General features: G+C 43.8%; 15 protein-coding genes. 4 read left to right on the top strand and 11 right to left on the bottom strand.

Annotation, left to right across the window (positions count from 1 at the left end):
* Positions 1–227: 227 nt before the first annotated feature.
* Positions 228–1,508: an aminotransferase gene (locus ACTQWB_RS15430; RefSeq protein WP_441502366.1), complete on the bottom strand. Its 1,281-nt coding sequence runs from the start codon at positions 1,506–1,508 to the stop codon at positions 228–230.
* Positions 1,509–1,891: 383 nt separating this feature from the next.
* Here ACTQWB_RS15430 and ACTQWB_RS15425 point away from each other — a divergent pair, with 383 nt between their 5' ends.
* Together ACTQWB_RS15425 and ACTQWB_RS15420 are read left to right on the top strand one after the other, a co-directional pair.
* Entirely contained in the window at positions 1,892–2,752 is an 861-nt protein-coding gene (locus tag ACTQWB_RS15425) for a class I SAM-dependent methyltransferase (protein WP_441502367.1), read from the top strand.
* A gap of 102 nt (positions 2,753–2,854) precedes the next feature.
* Positions 2,855–3,043 (top strand): hypothetical protein, encoded by a 189-nt coding sequence (locus ACTQWB_RS15420; RefSeq protein WP_441502368.1) that lies wholly within the window; start codon positions 2,855–2,857, stop codon positions 3,041–3,043.
* A gap of 83 nt (positions 3,044–3,126) precedes the next feature.
* On the opposite strand, the gene ACTQWB_RS15415 is transcribed toward ACTQWB_RS15420, so the two are convergent.
* The 4 genes from ACTQWB_RS15415 to ACTQWB_RS15400 all read right to left on the bottom strand — a co-directional run bounded on the left by ACTQWB_RS15415 (position 3,127) and on the right by ACTQWB_RS15400 (position 8,208).
* Complete coding sequence (locus ACTQWB_RS15415) at positions 3,127–4,500, bottom strand: radical SAM protein (protein ID WP_441502369.1); 1,374 nt, start codon at positions 4,498–4,500, stop codon at positions 3,127–3,129.
* A 99-nt stretch (positions 4,501–4,599) separates the two neighbouring features.
* Positions 4,600–5,184 carry an HdeD family acid-resistance protein gene (locus ACTQWB_RS15410; protein ID WP_441502370.1) on the bottom strand — a complete coding sequence of 195 codons (585 nt, stop codon included), beginning with the start codon at positions 5,182–5,184 and terminating at the stop codon, positions 4,600–4,602.
* A gap of 182 nt (positions 5,185–5,366) precedes the next feature.
* Entirely contained in the window at positions 5,367–5,948 is a 582-nt protein-coding gene (locus ACTQWB_RS15405) for a TetR/AcrR family transcriptional regulator (protein WP_441502371.1), read from the bottom strand.
* A gap of 142 nt (positions 5,949–6,090) precedes the next feature.
* Positions 6,091–8,208, bottom strand: coding sequence for an EAL domain-containing protein (locus ACTQWB_RS15400; RefSeq protein WP_441502372.1), 2,118 nt, complete (start codon positions 8,206–8,208; stop codon positions 6,091–6,093).
* Positions 8,209–8,496: 288 nt separating this feature from the next.
* Here ACTQWB_RS15400 and ACTQWB_RS15395 point away from each other — a divergent pair, with 288 nt between their 5' ends.
* Positions 8,497–9,192 carry a response regulator transcription factor gene (locus tag ACTQWB_RS15395; RefSeq protein WP_441502373.1) on the top strand — a complete coding sequence of 232 codons (696 nt, stop codon included), beginning with the start codon at positions 8,497–8,499 and terminating at the stop codon, positions 9,190–9,192.
* A 51-nt stretch (positions 9,193–9,243) separates the two neighbouring features.
* Positions 9,244–11,994, top strand: coding sequence for a sensor histidine kinase (locus tag ACTQWB_RS15390; RefSeq protein WP_441502374.1), 2,751 nt, complete (start codon positions 9,244–9,246; stop codon positions 11,992–11,994).
* A gap of 137 nt (positions 11,995–12,131) precedes the next feature.
* Here the strand turns inward: ACTQWB_RS15390 and ACTQWB_RS15385 are convergent, their stop codons facing one another.
* The 6 genes from ACTQWB_RS15385 to ACTQWB_RS15360 form a co-directional block, all read right to left on the bottom strand.
* On the bottom strand, positions 12,132–13,085 hold the full coding sequence (locus ACTQWB_RS15385) for an ABC transporter ATP-binding protein (RefSeq protein WP_441502375.1): 954 nt from the start codon (positions 13,083–13,085) through the stop codon (positions 12,132–12,134).
* Positions 13,069–14,157, bottom strand: coding sequence for an ABC transporter ATP-binding protein (locus ACTQWB_RS15380; protein ID WP_441502376.1), 1,089 nt, complete (start codon positions 14,155–14,157; stop codon positions 13,069–13,071). Before ACTQWB_RS15380 ends, ACTQWB_RS15385 begins: the two co-directional genes overlap by 17 nt.
* An 11-nt stretch (positions 14,158–14,168) precedes the next feature.
* On the bottom strand, positions 14,169–15,233 hold the full coding sequence (locus tag ACTQWB_RS15375; RefSeq protein ID WP_441502377.1) for an ABC transporter permease: 1,065 nt from the start codon (positions 15,231–15,233) through the stop codon (positions 14,169–14,171).
* Positions 15,234–15,237: 4 nt separating this feature from the next.
* Positions 15,238–16,173 (bottom strand): ABC transporter permease, encoded by a 936-nt coding sequence (locus tag ACTQWB_RS15370; protein WP_195587915.1) that lies wholly within the window; start codon positions 16,171–16,173, stop codon positions 15,238–15,240.
* Positions 16,174–16,431: 258 nt separating this feature from the next.
* Entirely contained in the window at positions 16,432–18,078 is a 1,647-nt protein-coding gene (locus ACTQWB_RS15365; RefSeq protein WP_441502378.1) for a peptide ABC transporter substrate-binding protein, read from the bottom strand.
* Positions 18,079–18,353: 275 nt separating this feature from the next.
* Complete coding sequence (locus tag ACTQWB_RS15360) at positions 18,354–18,653, bottom strand: winged helix-turn-helix domain-containing protein (RefSeq protein WP_441502379.1); 300 nt, start codon at positions 18,651–18,653, stop codon at positions 18,354–18,356.
* Positions 18,654–18,806 lie beyond the last annotated feature (153 nt).

The raw sequence follows: 18,806 nt of genomic DNA, 5'->3' as shown, positions 1-18,806 counted from the left end.
TTCCTGTGGTTAGCGGTACAATACACCTCTGACTTCCTGTTATTTTTGCAACAAACGGGTAAAAACAACAAAAAGCAGATGTACTCTGCCTCTTTTTATATATGCCAGGTCAGAAAACGCCTGACCTGGCATGATTCCATTTTATGCTGGATTCCCGCTGTTATTGAACGGAAATCATAATACTTCATCCAGACAGTAACTGTACCGGTCTGATAAAGTACCAGCCTTTAGCCGAGAAGTTTTTCTACACTGACAAGCTTTACACAAAGTACGAATACCTGTGCTGCCTTGCCAAGGTCCTCAAGTGTAGGGAATGAAGGTGCAATACGGATGTTGGAGTCTTTCGGATCTTTTCCATATGGATAAGTAGCACCGGCTCCTGTCAGTACAACACCTGCCTCTTTTGCCCTGGCCACAATTGCTTTCGCGCAGCCTTCCATGGAATCAAAAGAGATAAAGTATCCGCCGTGAGGCTTTGTCCACTCGCCAATTCCCAGTCCGGAAAGTTCTTTATCCAGAGTATCCAGTACAAGTTCAAATTTCGGACGAAGGATATCTGCATGTTTTCTCATGTGTGCGTGAAGTCCGTCAAGATCCTTGAAGAATCTTACATGGCGCAGCTGATTCAGTTTATCATGTCCAATTGTCTGAATCTGCATGTATTTGCGGAAATCATCCAGGTTCGCCTTGGAAGCTGCTACTGCTGCAATACCAGAACCTGGGAAGCTTACCTTGGAAGTAGATGTGAATTTATAAACCAGATCCGGGTTGCCGGCTTTCGCACATTCACCAAGGATCTCAACCAGGAAGTCCTGATTATCATCATAAAGGTGATGGATACTATATGCATTATCCCAGTAAATACGGAAATCCGGTGCCGCTGGTTTCAGTCTCGCAAAGCGCTCTACAGTCTCCTGGGAATAAGTATATCCCTGTGGATTGGAATATTTCGGTACACACCAGATACCCTTAATAGCAGCATCTTCACTTACCAGCTTCTCTACCATATCCATATCCGGTCCTTGTGGAGTCATAGGAACATTGATCATCTCAATTCCGAAAAATTCCGTAATCTTAAAGTGACGGTCATATCCCGGTACCGGACAGAGGAATTTCACCTTATCAAGCTTGCACCACGGAGTATTTCCCATTACTCCCTGAGTCATGGAGCGTGCGATACTGTCAAACATAACATTCAGGCTTGAGTTTCCATAGATAATAATGTGTTCCGGATCTACCTCAGACATTTCCCCAAGAAGGCGCTTGGCTTCCGGAATACCATCGATCACACCGTAATTACGACAATCTACGCCAGTTTCACATTTCAGATCAGAATCTCCATTCAGGACATCCATCATTTCCATGGACAGATCCAGCTGTGCTGCACTTGGCTTTCCTCTTGACATATCAAGTGCAAGTCCCTGTGCCTTAATTTCTTCAAATTCTTTATCCAGCTCTTTTTTCAGCGCCAGAAGCTCTTCATGATTCATTTCGGTATATTTTTTCATAAGTTCCTCCTTTGGCTTGTGCCTTTTTGGTGTATCCTCCTCGTATATCTTTTCCATTTTAGTATGCTAAAGTGCAGGTTGTCAAGTGTTTGACTGTATTTTACTTATTTACTTTTCTTTTGTTATTTGTTCTGTTATTTATTCTGTTATTTCTAATGCCTTTATTGTGCATAACATCCCTGCAAATGTCAAGCAGGATAAAGACAAAATTGACGTGATTACTGTTTTCTGCTATCATAAGAATATATGGCTGCTCAAAGCCAGAGCCCTGACCTTCCGGCTCTGAATGGCCACCTAATATTATTCTGTATTTTTAATATATCAGAGCTAACTATCCTACAACATTTACATTACAAATACTATAAAACGAGGTTAATATTACTATGTGGATTGCAAATGGCTGGAAAGAATACGAAGTAATTGACACTTCCTGTGGCGAGAAGCTGGAAAGATGGGGGAAATATCTCCTTGTCCGTCCAGATCCGCAGGTTATCTGGGATACCCCCAAAACAGAGCCGGGATGGCGTAAGATGAATGCGCATTACCACCGCAGTTCCAGAGGCGGCGGTGAATGGGAATTCTTTGATCTCCCGCAGCAATGGGATCTTCATTATAAAGAACTTACCTTTCATCTGAAACCATTCAGCTTTAAGCACACCGGTCTTTTCCCTGAACAGGCAGTAAACTGGGACTGGTTCAGTGACAAGATCAAAAAGGCTGGAAGACCAATTAAAGTGCTGAATCTCTTTGCCTATACCGGAGGCGCCACACTTGCAGCCGCAGCTGCCGGTGCTTCTGTGACACACGTAGATGCTTCCAAGGGCATGGTTACCTGGGCAAAGGAAAACGCTGCTGCCAGTGGTCTCTCCGATGCTCCGATCCGCTGGCTTGTAGATGACTGCGTAAAATTTGTAGAACGTGAGATCCGTCGTGGCAATCACTATGATGCCATCATCATGGATCCTCCCTCCTACGGCCGCGGTCCCAAAGGTGAAATCTGGAAAATCGAGGATGCGATTCATCCACTGATCAAACTTTGTACCCAGATTCTCAGTGATAACCCTTTATTTTTCCTGATCAATTCCTATACTACAGGGCTCGCACCTGCTGTACTTACTTACATGCTCTCAACAGAGCTTAAGAACTATAAAGGACATGTAGATTCCCAGGAAATCGGACTTCCGGTGAAATCCAACGGACTTGTACTTCCCTGCGGTGCTTCCGGAAGATGGGAAGCTGATTAACAAGCAAAATAGCTAAAAATCGCCCCTGCTTTTTTCAGATATTTCCCATTGAACCATATATTTTTTCGCATTATAATCACATTAAAAAGGAGCGTGATCTTAATGTCTGAAAAAAAAGCTGATAACAAGCTTCCTTATACCTGCACCTCCGCCTATGACCGTGAAGCCTGTAAAGGGTGCGTCTGTTCCACCTGTTACGAGCAGGAATTCTGTGATCGCTGCAGTACCTGCGATAACCAGTCCAGGCGCAAAGAGCGTTGCAATGCTTATGAAGGAGCTTACAACTACTAATTTCTATTGCAAAAAACGAGCTGGGCATGCACTGATTTCGTGCATGTCCAGCTCGTTTTCTTATAACCTGTTCTATTTTACGATCAACAGCCCGCTTTCGCAGCCTTCTCTTTCAACCTCTCATCCCACAGCTGATCTGCTCTTTCTTTCCAGCAGGCAGCATACTTATCACATTTGCCGCAAAGATGATCTGCACTCTCAGGTGACTGCAGGTCTGTAGATTTCGCGCCAGTTTCTTCTACCAGTCTGCGGAGGATTTCCGGATTTTCCAGCATTGGACATGGACGGAACATATTTTCATTGAATGGCTGATTGTCATGGTATGCCTGGAAAATCGGGCTCTTCAGTGCATCCAGAAGAGAAGTATCCTTAATGTTGCAGTTTGAATAATGGATAAATACACAAGGCTCCACATCACCGTTTGCATTGATATGCAGATAATGTCTTCCACCTGCAATACATCCATGTACAAACTCCGCATCATTCTGGAAATCAAGTGTGAAAATTGCTTTGGAGCTTCTGTACTGGCGGATCGCACGATACATTTTCTCACGCTGGTCTGGTGTCAGAAGCAGTTCCGGAGAAGCATCGTTTCCAACTGGCATGTAATGGAAGAACCATGCAAATAATGCACCACAGTCAACCAGCTTGTCGAAATACTCCTCGCTGCTTACACTGTCCACATTTACGCCTGTGTAACAGGTAGAAACACCAAATGGAAGACCTCTGTCTTTTAACAGCTTCATAGCGTGCATAACTTTCTGGTAGATTCCCTCACCACGACGTCCGTCATTGGCTTCCTCTGAGCCTTCCAGACTAAATGCAGGAACGAAGTTCTTTACTCTTAAAATCTCATCACAGAATTCCTCATCAAAAAGGGTTCCGTTTGAGAAAGAAAGGAACTCGCAATCCGGATGCATTTCGCAAAGCTTGATCAGGTCTTTCTTACGGACAGTTGGTTCACCGCCTGTATAAATATACATATAAACACCAAGCTCTTTACCCTGTCTGATAATGGAGTCGATGGTCTCCAGATCCAGATTCAGTTTGTGGCCATATTCTGCTGCCCAGCAGCCTGTACAGTGAAGGTTACATGCACTTGTAGGATCCAGAAGGATTGCCCACGGAACATTGCAGTTATTTTCAGCTGAAACCTCTTCCTGTCTTGCGCTGCCCTTCAGGCTTGCATTTACGATAAAGTTCTGGAAAAAGGTTTTACGTACACCCGGATCCAGTCTGTAAAGATTCATGATCAACTGATACCAGTTGCTGTTTTTATCCTGAATCGCATTACGAATCGCATCCCTCTGACTCTTATACCAGTCCTCTGGAGTGAATTTATCAACCAGCTCCATCAGCTTCGGAATGTTTGTCTCCGGATCTTTCTCCAGATATTCTAATGCTTTTGTTACTGCACCTTCCATAGCGGCCTGTTTTGCCTTGTCAATCAGTTTCATAATGCTCCTCCTTTGTTTAAGCTATGATACAAATCCCATGAAGATGTTTCTTTTACATGGAATCTATTTCCTTATATTTTTTATGATGATTATCTTTTCTCACACTTCTCTATATTCATCCTCACAGACAACACTGCTATTCTCCCGGATCTTAACCGTATAAATCGCTACACACAGTTTCAGGATTCCCTCCAGAAGGAAACCGATTCCGGTGAATATTACAGTCAGCTTCGCACCGCCTGCCGGATCGATGAGAAGAATCATCCCGAAGATTCCGGTTGCAATTGCAACAATAAGAATTGCCCACCAGAGATTTAAACCAAATTTTCTTGCCTCTACCGACATCTGAATCCGAAGCAATGCATCTGCCAGAATCAGCAGTCCAAAGATTACAAAGATCAGCCTGAGAATGGATTCCCTTTTTACCAGGATCAGAATTCCCATAGCGATCATAAGAATTCCAAAGCCCAGATCAAACTGAAACGCCAGACAATAGAAATCCCTCGAAAAATATCCGATTATCTTTATGATTCCATCTGCTATAAATAACAATCCGGCGATTACGCAGATTACTTTCATCGCCCCAGCCGGATCTGCCATCAGGAAAATGCCTAGTCCGCAAAAGATAACAGCCATTACGATATAGCCGTTTCGTGCGATTTTCAAAGCTGTTGACGCATTCATACAGATTCTCCCTTCTGTCTTACCTCGCCTTTTCATGTTCTATATTATAATGAGAAAAATTACCAAAAGGAACGGACAAAAAAAGGACTGTGTCCAAAATTCAGACACAATCCATAATTTGTCTAAATGCTGTCAGCATTCATCCTTATCCGGTTCCATTACATTCCAGAGTCTGTCACAGCTCACATCAGCTTCAGTGTTGCCGGCTTTTCACCGGCTGCCTTCTCCAAAGCCTTCTCAAAGGAATTTCCGTGGAGATCACGAAGCTTATTGGCATATTCGGTAAGATCATAGGACATTCTATGATCCATCCAGTCCAGAATGATTCCTGTCATCACACATTTATAAAAATGCATGAGAATCTTCATCTCTTCTTTTTCCAGGATTCCTTTGTCGAAATTATGCTCTACATACTGCCGCACAATGTAATCACACATTTTATCCAGTGCATTGGTAAAAACATCTCTTTGCACGGAGCAATATATATGAAGCATGGCTTTCTTATTCTCTCCCATAAGATTCACCAGGACTTCCAGACCTTCCAGCACAGAGCCAACATCTACCTGGCTTTCAAAAACATGGTCTACTTCCCGCAGCAGGGCATATTCCACAACATCTGAAATATCCCGGAAATGATAATAGAACGTATTCCGGTTCACACCACACCGCTCTACGATATCTTTTACTGTGATCTTCCCAAGAGCCTTCTCATTCAGCAGTTCAAATAATGTTTTGATAATAATTTCTTTTGTAAAACCAGACATCTTCTCACCTGTTGTCATTTGCGACTTGTTAAGTTATTATCACAGATTATGCCACAAACTATTTTAAAATGCAAGAGCTGAAACCGCCCCCTGCTAAACACTACCAGGAAGCAGTCATTCATACCGGAATAACACAGTCTCTCTATTTTTCTTCATTCCGGCAATTCATCATTCTCTGGAACTGATTCATCTCATGGGTCATATCCCTGACCGCGCCATAAAACGTCTTATGCCCATCCTGCTCCCTCAGGAAAAAGGCCTTGATCTTGATCCACATATATTGGCCATCTTTTCTTTTGCGGCGCACAGTCCCCTCTGCTCCCTCTGCCAGTCTTTGGAACGAACGTCGGAAAATATCCTGCATCTTCTTCCTGTCCTCTGGATGTATTTCCTCCAGCACCTGGACATTTTCTGCAAGGTCTACTGGATCCTGTCCGATCAGAAGACAATACTTGTCATTCACCTGAACCAGTTCCACATTATCATTATATACATCGTAAATAGCGATCGGTCCAAGAATATTATTCAGGATTCCATCGCTTGCCAATTCGGACTGGAACAACTCCTTGAAACGGACATGTTCGATCTTTCTTGCCTGAATGCCACGGTAATCCACATTATTTTCATCCAGAAGAAGTTCCTTTACCTCCTCTATGGGAAGTGGTTTATAAAAGAAATAACCCTGGCCATAGATACAGCCCATATTCAACAGGTAATTAATCTGATCCTCCGTCTCAACTCCCTCAGCGATCATACGAATTCCCATAATATTAGCCATTCTGGTAACTGCCTCCAGAATTCCCATACCCTTTCCCATGGTATTTTCATCCATCTTCAGGAACTTCATATCAATCTTCAGAACATCCACATTCACATCCTTCAGCATATTCAGGGAGGAATATCCACTTCCAAAATCGTCCATCAAAACGGTAAAACCTGCATTACGAAGCTCCTCAGCGACACCAGTGATCACCTTATATTCTTCCACATAAGCACTTTCTGTGATCTCAAGCTCCACATATTCAGGCGGAAGCCCGTATTTGTGTACCAGCTTCTTAAAATAGTCCACTACGTCGATTGCATAAATATCCACGCTGGAAACATTTACAGAAATAGGAATCACCTTATGCCCTGTCCGGATCCACTCCTGGAGCGTCTGACAGACCTGCTCCCAGACCTTCTTATCCAGTTCTGTAACCAGACCGTTACTTTCCATGATCGGAATAAAATAGCCAGGTGCTACGATTCCTTTAGTAGGATGTTTCCAGCGGACCAGTGATTCCAGTCCTACGATCTTGCCTGTATTTAAATTGCACTTGGGCTGAAGGTAATAGATAAATTCATCCCTCTCAAGACCTGCCTGCACCTGCGCCAGCAATACATGATTATTCTCCAGTCTGGTCTTCATATCAGAACTGTAATAAGCAGAACGGACTGCATAATTTCCCTTCACAGTCTCCTGGGCAAGGATGGCCCTATCATACATCTGCGAAGCACTAAGCCAGATATCATCGATCACATAGAAACCAAATGCTGGTAAAAATCCGGTATGTCCTCCATATGCACGCACAAAACCAGTGATCTGGTGCTTCATGCTCTCAAGCATTTCCTTATCATTTGGAAGAACGATCACGAAATCATCTCCGCCCATGTAACCTGCAATTCCCCCGGATTCCTGACGCAGCCTGGTAAGGTGGGAACCAATTTCCCCCAGCAGCCTGTCTCCAGCCTTCTGTCCATACCATTCATTAAAAAGTTTAAAATGCTCAATATCAATGGCTACCAGGCAATATTCTCCTCCCTGGATTCCATTTATCCTGAGAAAAGCTTCTGTCTGTCTGAAAAATGGCTCTCTTGCAAACAATCCCGTAAGCTTATCCGTCTCAACAGCTGTACAATTCCGCTTCTCCAGAATTTCTTTTTTCATATTTACAAAGCGGCACATTTCATCCAGATCATGCTCACTGATATCTCTTGTAAGAATCACGTGGCAATTCTCGGCTCCTGGCCACTGGATCTCGCCTGCATTGATTTTCAGCCAGGTCTGCTCATCCTCATTATAGAACATATCTGTCTTACGATTCTTATGCAGCAACGGACAATTACGGCATGGCAACTCTCTTTTACGGAACTTCTCATAGCAGGTGTCTCCTATTTTTATCTCGGGAAACAATCGGGTCAGCCCCTGGCTGATATACTGAAGTCTGTATGCCCCATCAACTATGTATGTATTTGTCTCAGTACTCTTTTCCTGTTTCATATGCACTCTCTTCCGTTTCTAAGTGTAAAAATCCCCATTTAAAATCATTATAATTCATTTTTATTCAATCCGCAACATTTCAATATGCGAAAGTTTTTTCTGTTTTTTTGGTGATTGTGTTGCATTTGTCCAGCCTTTCTTTTACACTCATAAAGATAATAAACCATAAGAATTTCTTAAGATTTTCCCCCTTTCATCTTAAAAATTCTCTGATACCTTATTAAATAGATGCCAGAGACAAACGTTCTTTTTGCCCTGCATCTTAAATACAAGGAGGTGAAAAAGAAAATGGCCACAATTCTGGTTTGTGATGACGACAAAGATATCGTAGAGGCAATCGGCATTTATCTGGAGCAGGAAGGGTACCAATTCTTGAAAGCCTATGACGGGCAGATGGCACTTTCCATTATGGAAAAAGAAAAAGTGGATCTGCTGATCATAGATATCATGATGCCAAAACTTGACGGCATACGCGCAACTTTAAAAATACGGGAAGAGCATGCCCTTCCGATCATCATTCTTTCTGCAAAATCAGAAGATGCAGATAAGATTCTGGGATTAAACGTAGGTGCAGATGATTATGTCACTAAGCCCTTCAGTCCACTTGAACTGATTGCAAGAGTACGCTCCCAGCTTCGCAGGTATACACAGCTTGGCGCGGCTGTTTCCAAGGAAAGCCTGCATATTTATACAACCGGCGGGCTTCTGGTAAATGATGACCAAAAAGAAGTTCAGGTGGACGGTGAAATTGTAAAACTTACACCAATTGAATACAATATTCTGCTCCTTCTCATAAAAAACCAGGGACGGGTATTTTCTATCAATCAGATTTATGAAAGTATCTGGAATGAAGAAGCAATTGCAGCAGATAATACAATTGCCGTACATATCCGGCATATCCGGGAAAAAATTGAGATCACTCCCAAAGAGCCCAGATATTTAAAAGTAGTCTGGGGACTTGGATATAAACTGGAAAAAATATAAAATCACTGCATATTGGAGCCTGTCTGAAAAGGGCTCTGGAAAGGGGTTAAAATGAAAAAGAAAAAATGGCAGCGCAGCACTGGGATAAAAGGGCTTCTGCTTATCCTGCAATATCTTCTTCTGGGAACCGGTATCTTCCTGGGTTTATTTTTGCTTACTTTGTGTACTCACGGTCTGAGGCTTTCCGATTCTGGAAAAGATTACCTGGATTCCAAAGCTTTCGCAAACACATTTTATGACGCAACTTATGATGTCACACATGCGATCTCATGCACATTCCCATATACAGATTCCCTAAAGGAGGATATCCCTGGAACTGTCATCGATCTGAATGAAATCGCAACAGACGAAAAGATTTCCTTTCATAACACATCTGGTCTGGCCTATTCTCTTTCCGATCTGGAAAAATGGGCAAAGGATTTCGATACTTCCAGTGGAAATCCCATTGTAATCTGCCACCTTGCGTCTTCTGATGCAACAGACTCTCTTTTCTGGTGCTATTACTATGTGGATGATTTTCTGAAAAGAATCGACAACGGGGAATTCACTTTCTCCGTGAATCCGGATTATTATGGATATGATTCTGAAGTCTTTTCCACCGACGAGGCATCCACAGAAGAAACAGGTACTAACCAGATTATTTCACAGATCAGAGAAGACCTGCATTATGGAGTTGCCGATGATCTCTCCGGTATTCAGATAGAAGCTTCAGATGGAAAAGTGCTTTTTGATTCCATTTCCCTTTATCAGGGATATTATGAACCTACAGAAGCTTATTCTCCCCAAGGCGCAGACAGTGTCCTGGCTGTATTAAACTCAGATAGCCGTTGGAACAGCCGCATTGAAGAGGCTTTTGAATCCCTTTATAATCTTCTGTGCCAGGTGGAATTTTATACCCAGCAGAAGCAGGTACTGGAAAGCTATTCTCAGGGACATTCCAACATGAGTTACGTTTACATCAATGAAGAGACCGGACAGGTTCTTTCCAATGACAGCAAACTGGCGGACAGATTAGAGAATGATTCGATTTCCAAGGATACTGTCTCCAACAGACTATCCGGAAAATCCCCCTACATTCTTATTCAATCGGGATCTGATGACTTTACCAGCAATCTTAACGGACTGGACAATCAGAACACTTTCCCTGGAAATGATATCACCTATAGTTCCTGGAAAGAATCAGTCGGCTCCATGCTGTCTGGAATCAATGGCAATTTTGTTTTTGCAGCCTGTGTAGATCAGACCTTTCCTGTTTCTGACACCTTTTCTACCGGCAAAACATTTTTTGACAGCTATTCCAGATATCCGCAGCCTGTATTCTTCTTATTTCTGCTATGCATTTTGCTTTTCCTTGCTTCCTTTGTGTGGCTTACAACCGTTGCCGGAAGAAAAAGCACAGACGAAGAACTGCACCTTTGCTTTTTTGATTGCTGGCCTACCGAACTAGCTGCCGGATTTGTCCTATTTTCCTGCTTTTCTGTTGCCAGTCTGTTTTTACGATGCCTTTCTTTTGCTGACTATCAGATTGCCAAACTACAGGCATCCCTTGTGGATGCATCTCTGCTGTTTACGCTTTTGTTGCTCGGACTTCACACTCTGTTCTGGTTCCAGATCGGCTACCTGAGCCTGGTACGGCGGATAAAGGCAAAACAGCTTTGGAAAAACAGCTGCCTGAGATGGCTTCTTCGCCTGCTTGTTAAAATAACCCGCAAAACCAGTCACAAGCTCCACTCTCTGGCTGATTTTTATTCCAGAAACACAGCTGCCAGACTGAAGGTAACCTTTGCCTTTCTTGGCTTTGTTTTCTTCAAATATGTGATCTTTGGTCTTTTCCTTGGTAATATACAGTTGTTCTTTTTGTTCAGCTTCTGCGCAGACCTATTGCTTCTGTTTTTCTGCATAACAAAGGCCTATCACAGGGAACAGATCATAAAAGGGTTAAAGGAAATTTCTGATGGAAACCTTCAGTATAAAATTTCTCTGGAAAGGCTTTCCGGTGATGATAAGCGCATGGCTGAATACATCAATAATATAGGAAGCGGACTTGATGCAGCTGTGGAAAACAGTGTAAAAAATGAGAGGATGAAGACGGAACTGATCACCAACGTTTCCCATGATCTGAAAACCCCCCTAACCTCCATTATCAGCTACATTGATCTTCTGAAGCGGGAAAATTTCACAGATCCGAAAGTATTGGAATATCTGGATATCCTGGAAGCAAAAGCCTCACGGCTGAAAATTCTCACAGAAGATGTCGTGGAAGCATCCAAAGCCAGTACTGGTAATCTTACACTGAACATGACCAATATTGATTTCGCAGAAATGCTTCACCAGGTAATCGGGGAATTTGAAGAATGTTTGGAAGCTCACCATCTGAACATGATGGTACAGTTTCCAGATGAACCTTCCATAATCTATGCAGACGGTCAACGTCTGTGGCGTGTACTGGAAAATATCTTCGGCAACGTAACAAAATACGCCATGGAAGACACCCGGGTCTACGCCGAAGTAAGAAACTCCCGTGATCATGTAATCTTCACCTTAAAGAACATCTCTTCCCAGCCTTTAAATTTCGCAGCCGAAGAACTTACCGAACGCTTTGTCCGCGGTGACGTGGCCCGCAACACAGAAGGCAGCGGACTTGGGCTTAGCATTGCAAAAAGTCTCACAGAACTCCAGGGTGGCAAATTCCAGCTTTACCTGGACGGCGATTTATTCAAGGTAACCATCACGTTTCAGGCGCAGTCCACCAGAAAAGCTGACGGGAAAGTGCCTGCACAGCCAGAGCCAGAAGTGCGATAACCAAGGCTTCCATGGCAGGCTTCGGGAAGATACGATAAAGTTTTATATATGCATATAAAAACAGCAACAGAAGTAAGCAATTTGTTTACTTCTGCTGCTATTTTGCAAAGCCGCCCAGAGCGTGTTTGAAAAAAGCTCTAGTATTCCAGCTTCGGCATATTCTTAAATTTCTCAAACTCCGCATCTGTGCATTTTACATAATGTGTACCGCCAATATGATGATAAGTTCCTTCATTATAATTGATTCCGGAAGTTTTATAATCATAGGTCTCCGCTACACGGTTCTTCTCCACTGCCGGGTTCGGCGACGGGATCGCGGAAAGAAGGCTTCGTGTATATGGATGCATCGGATTCTCGAAGATTTCCTCTGTAGTACCGGTCTCAAGCAGATGGCCCAGATGGAGAACACCAATACGGTCAGAGATATATTTTACCATGGAAAGATCATGGGCGATAAACAGATATGCAGTTCCTGTCTCCTGCTGGATATCCTTCATCAGATTGACTACCTGTGCCTGGATGGACACGTCAAGAGCAGAGATACATTCATCTGCAATGATCAGCTTCGGATTCATGATCAGCGCACGGGCAATTCCAACACGCTGTCTCTGTCCACCGGAAAACTGGTGGGGATATCTTGCCGCATGCTCCGGAGCCAATCCAACCTTCGCCAGAATGGCTTTGATCTTCTCCTCACGTTCTTCTTTCGTCTTATACATATGATGAATGTCCAGGCCCTCACCAAGGATATCCCTTACCTTTTTACGGGGATTCAGGGATGCCATAGGGTCCTGGAATATCATCTGCATCTGTATCCTCAGAGCCTTATTCGTCTCTTTATTCATCTTGCCGCTGATATCCATACCATTAAACTTAATAGTTCCTGCGGTAGGATCATAAAGACGGATCACGCTTCGTCCGATGGTGGATTTACCGGAACCGGATTCTCCAACCAGTCCGTAGGTTTCCCCAGGGTAGATTTTGAAGGAAACATCTTCTACTGCATGTACGGTAAAGCTGCTGCTCACCTTAAAGTACTGTTTTAATCCATCCACAGTAAGGATCGGCTCGGCATCATAATTTACAGCCATGTTCTTCTGCCTCCTTCTTCATTCTTTCGATTCGGTTCTTTAACTCTTCCGGCATTTCCACCTTCGGAGCTCTTGGATCCAGAAGCCAGGTTGCAGCGAAGTGATCCTTTGTAATCTGGAACATTGGCGGCTCCAGCTTATCATCGATCTCAAGTGCATAGCGGTTACGAGGTGCAAAAGCATCTCCTGGCTTCTCATGAAGCAGGTTTGGCGGGGATCCCGGAATGGTATACAGTCTCTCATCATCTGTATCAAGATCCGGCATGGAGGAAAGAAGTCCCCAGGTATATGGATGACGCGGATCATAGAAGATTTCGTTTGTAGTTCCTCTCTCCACGATTTTTCCAGCATACATAACATTAATAAAATCAGCAACTTTGGCAACTACGCCAAGGTCATGTGTAATATAGATAACAGAAATTCCACGTTCCTTCTGGACCTTTTTGATCAGCTCAATGATCTTTGCCTGGATGGTAACGTCAAGGGCTGTAGTCGGCTCATCACAGATCAGAAGATCCGGGTTGCAGGCAAGAGCAATGGCAATGACAACACGCTGGCGCATACCACCTGAAAGCTGGTGTGGATAGTTCTTCATACGCTTTTCAGCATCTTCGATTCCAACCTCTTTCAGAAGCTCAACTGCACGGTTCCAGGCTTCTTTCTTCGGGGTTTTGAAGTGCCAGCGCATCCCTTCCATGATCTGTTTTCCAATTGTCATGGTAGGATCCAGACTGGTCATTGGATCCTGGAATACCATGGCGATTCTTTTTCCATTAATATGTCTGCGGATCCATTTTTTATCTTTTTTCAGGATATCTACCGTCTCCGGTGTGCCATCTGCATGATGATAGCTGAACTCAATAGTACCTTTCTCCACCTTTGCGTTGGAAGCCAGGATTCCCATTGCAGCTTTCATGGTAACAGATTTACCGGAACCGGACTCTCCTACGATAGCAACGGTCTCCCCTTTGTAAAGATCAATGTTGATACCGCGGATAGCATGTACCGTTCCTGCAGTTGTGGAAAAGGTGATATCCAGGTCTTTGATATTAAGAATTTTTTCATCTGACATTGAAAATCACCTCACATTTCTTTCAATTTCGGGTCGAGAGCCTCACGAAGGCCGTCAGCCACCAGGTTAAAGCTAAGCATCAAAAGCGCCATAACAACGATCGGCGGAATGATCTGATACGGATGAGTGGTAAAGAAGTTAAATCCTTCGGAAATCAATGATCCAAGAGAGCACTGCGGTACCGGAATACCAAGACCTACGAAGCTTAAGAATGCCTCTGTAAAAATAGCGGTCGGAATGGAGAACATAACCTGTGTGATGATCGGTCCGATAATATTCGGAAGGACTTCTTTGAAAATAATGAAGAAGCTGCCTGCACCAAGTGTTCTGGAAGCGAGCACGAACTCCTGCTCTTTTAATTTCAGCATTTCAGCACGGGCAATACGGCTCATACCGATCCATTCCGTCAGCATCAGGGCAATGACGATAGTTACCATACCAGGTTTCAGGACCAGAAGAAGCAGTGTTACGATAACAAGTCTTGGGATACCGTTTGCTACCTCCAGGATACGCTGCATGATCATATCTACTTTTCCGCCGAAATAACCGGAGATCAGACCATAGCTCATACCGATGAGCATATCAATGATCGCTGCTGCAATGGCAATGATCAGGGAAACACGGGCACCTGACCAGGTTCTTGTCCAGATGTCACGTCCCAGGTTATCACTTCCGAACCAGTAGTATACATCAGTAAGACCTTTGTCCTCATAATTGTTTATGGTCTTGGAGCCTCTTGATGTCTTGAAATTTTCACTTCCATCAAAGATACCGAATTTCTCTAAAGCTTTTACACGAGGTGCAAAGTTCTTTTCACTTAAGTTCTGACCGGAATAGGTGTAATCATTCATGCCAGGACCGATTGCTGCCATTATGGTGATCAGGATGATCAGAACCAGACCAACGATGGCACTTGTTTTTTTCACGAAGCGGAGCAGGACATCTTTCCAGAAGCTCTGTGCCGCAAAGTTGGAATCAATGCCGATCTCTTCTGCATTGTTTTTCAGGCGGAAATCAGACTCTACCGGAACGTATGCCGGTGCTGTCTCCACCACTGCTGCGGTGCTTTTTTTCATGATGTCAGTCTCCTTTCTTTGCCAGTCGGATTCTCGGGTCGATCACACCATAGAGAATATCTACAACCAGCATGATTACAATATACATTGCGGAATAAATAAAGCTTAAAGCGATTACTACATTATAGTCATTGGACTGAATGGCATTGACCAGAAGACTTCCAACACCTGGGATAGCGAAAATTTTCTCTACTACCAGAGAACCAGTCATCAGGTCTACGATCAATGGTGCCAGAACAGTGATGATCGGGATCAGGGCATTACGAAGTGCGTGACGGAAAATCAATGCAGATCCGGAAATACCTTTACTCTCTGCCAGAAGCATGTAATCACTGCCAAGTACCTCCAGCATCTCGCTTCGGGTAAAACGGGCGATGGATGCCATGGTAAACATGGAAAGGGCGATACTTGGGAGCACACTGGACATTCCTGCATTGTTCGCTTTGTACAGCATTGGGAACCACTGGAGACGGAAACCAAGACTGTAGCTGAGCCCAAGGGCAAATACATAGGACGGCACCGACACACCGATAACCGATATGACCGTGGCCAGCGAATCCCATATGGTGTTATGCTTCAATGCAGCCAATAGTCCCAGAAGCAGCCCGACTATGGCTCCAATGGTAACGGCAAGGCCTCCGATTCCAATAGAAATAGGAAGTCTGGTCTGAATCATCTGGGAAATGGGGGTATTCTTGGAAATATTGTAGCTGACACCAAGATCACCTTTTAACATGTTCTTTGCATAATTTGCGAACTGGACAACTACCGGTTGGTCCAGACCATATTTCACATACAGCGCAGCACGCTGGTCATCATTTAACTTCTCATCATTGAACGGGGAACCCGGCATGAGCTGCATCAGGATAAACAGCACCAGCAGAATTACCAGCAATGTAAAGAAAGAAGTCAAAACTCGTTTTAACGTATACTTCTTCACAACAGTTCCTCCTTGGACATTCGTCCGCTGCTATCCACAGAACGAACAGCAATATTACAGCTTTGTTACTGTACCTCTGGTGTACGGCAACGTTGTTGTGCGTTCTGTAGGCAGCAACGGCAGTATGATCTGTCACTGGACAGCCAGCAAACAGTAATTATTACTTCAAAAGCCGCACCGGGTAAAACCCTGGTGCGGCTGAAGTTATTCAATTCTGTAACCGCTTCCTGCTTTCGCTTCACAGTTACCAATCAGAACTTATTCAGATTTTACTGCATTTTTGTATACACGGTTCAGTGCGCATGGATGGAAGTCAACGCCTGTTACTGCGCTGGACATCATCTCTGCATTTGCCTGTGTGTAAAGTGGGAAGATTACAGCGTCATCCATAACAAGTTTCTCTGCGTCATACATTCTAGCCCAACGTCCCTCAGCATCTGTGCAAAGGTCACCAGTTGTGCACTCTGCGATGATGGAGTCATAATCTGCGTTGCTCCACAGACCATAGTTGTTGGAGTTATCTGTAATCCACATTCCAAGGTATGTCATCGGGTCTGCGTAGTCTGGTCCCCAACGGGTAAGAGCTACCTCGAAGGTTCCGTTCTGCATATCCTCAACACGCTGTTTCTTAGGCTCTACAGTAAGATTTACAGTTAATCCCGGAAGAGCTGTCTCCCACTGCTCTTTCAGAACCTGTGCAACCTTCTGTGGTGCATCATCAGCGTCAACGATCATATCAAGCTCGATTTCTGTCTCACCAAGCTCCTCAAGACCTTTTGCCCAGTAATCAGCAGCTTTCTCAGTGTCATATGCGCATACATCTGAGAATTTCGTCTGGTCTTCAGAGAAATCGGATCCGTCAGGACCTGCAGCGAACTGCATCGGAACTGCGGTATAAGTCGGAAGGGAACCATCTTTCAGTACATCTGTTGTGATGGCTTCACGATCGATTGCCATTGTCATTGCAAGACGGATATTTAAATTTGCAAGCTCTGGAACAGCTGAGATATTAGGGCTTACATACCACAGATATCCGGCACCGATTGTCATGAATTCCGGATCATCAGCAACCTGGTCAACCTGCTCACCATTTACCAGTGTAAGGTCAAGGTCACCTGTCTGATAGCTCATAAGAGCCTGCTGGGAATCCTGGATAACCTGATAGTTAAGTCCCGGAAGGGAAATATTGTCTGCATCATAGTAGTCAGCGTTCTTTGTAAGATGAATCTCTGTAGCAGCCGGCTCGTATGTATCAAGCACGAATGCACCATTGGAAAGTGTAGTCTCAGGACTGGTACCGAAGGTATCTGCACAGGACTCAAAGAATGCTTCGTTAACAGGATAGAATGTCGGGAAATACATCAGTGACAGGAAGTAGGATACCGGAACATTCAGCTTAACTTCCAGTGTCTTGTCGTCAACTGCTGTAACACCAAGCTCGGATTTGTCTTTCTCACCGGCGATGATCTCTGCTGCATTCTCAACCTGGCCGATATCGCTTAACATGTAAGCATACTCAGAAGCTACATCCGGGTCAACTGCTCTCTGCCATCCGAATACGAAATCGGAAGCGGTTACAGGATCACCGTTGCTCCACTGTGCGTCACGAAGATGGAAAGTATAGGTAAGTCCATCATCTGATAAATCATAGCTTTCTGCAAGTGCCGGAATCGCCTGTCCGTCGGAATCCATCTGCATAAGACCGTCGGTATAGTCTGCGATTACCTCAAAAGATGTTCCATCAGTAGCCTGCTGTGGGTCAAGGGACTGTACCGGAGTTTCCAGCATAACATTCAGGTCAGAGGTGCTTTCTTCTGCTGCATATGCAACAGTTCCAGTGCTCATAAGACCAACTGTCATTGCGGAAGCTGTCAAAAGGGAAATTACTGCTTTTGACTTTTTCATAATCATTTCCTCCTCTTTTTAAAATTGGTGCAAGAACTCCATTAGCTGTACGTCCTTGCACCTGCTTTTAATAGAATAGCACATCAATGTTGTAAAGTAAAGAACTTTTTGTATAAATTGTGAACTTTTTCTGTATAATGTGTGCACTTGTATTTTATTCGCGGACATATAGTTGCTATTTAATGTGTTGGGTGTCGATTGCCAAACCGCTGGTTATCGACAACTGGTTAGAAACGAGATTTTTCAGCACATTAAATCTTATAGCTACTCTGTAACTAATCAATATTATCAGCAATCTCCCAGTGACCATTAGATCCTCGACCAACATAATGAATAATTTTCAGCTCTTTGATATGACGCTTTACAGTCTTTGAGCTTATTCCTAACACCATTGCCATTTTATCTGTACTTATTTTCTTATCCTTTTTTATCATATTCACAATCTGCACATCTATCGGAGCAGAACTATCTTCCTGAGGGACATCCTGAGGGACATTCCGAGGGACATCCTGAGGGACATTCCGAGGGACATCCTGAGGGACATCCTGAGGGACATTGTAATTCAAATTTGGCATCACAACTGTAAACTGATACCGATCTGATCGAAAAGATGGCTTTTTACTTTCGTCATAGCAATGTATACTCAAAGAATTTATGCAAAAAAACAAGACACTACATGTTTTCCCATCATGCAATGTCCTGTTTCTTAATTGCTAAGCCTGCAAAAA

The sequence above is a fragment of the Blautia sp. HCP3S3_H10_2 genome, from assembly GCF_052122375.1.
In the GTDB taxonomy this organism is placed as follows: Bacteria; Bacillota; Clostridia; order Lachnospirales; family Lachnospiraceae; genus Blautia_A.
The sequence above is the reverse complement of the archived record's forward strand: the minus strand, read 5'-3'. Positions and strand labels throughout refer to the sequence as shown.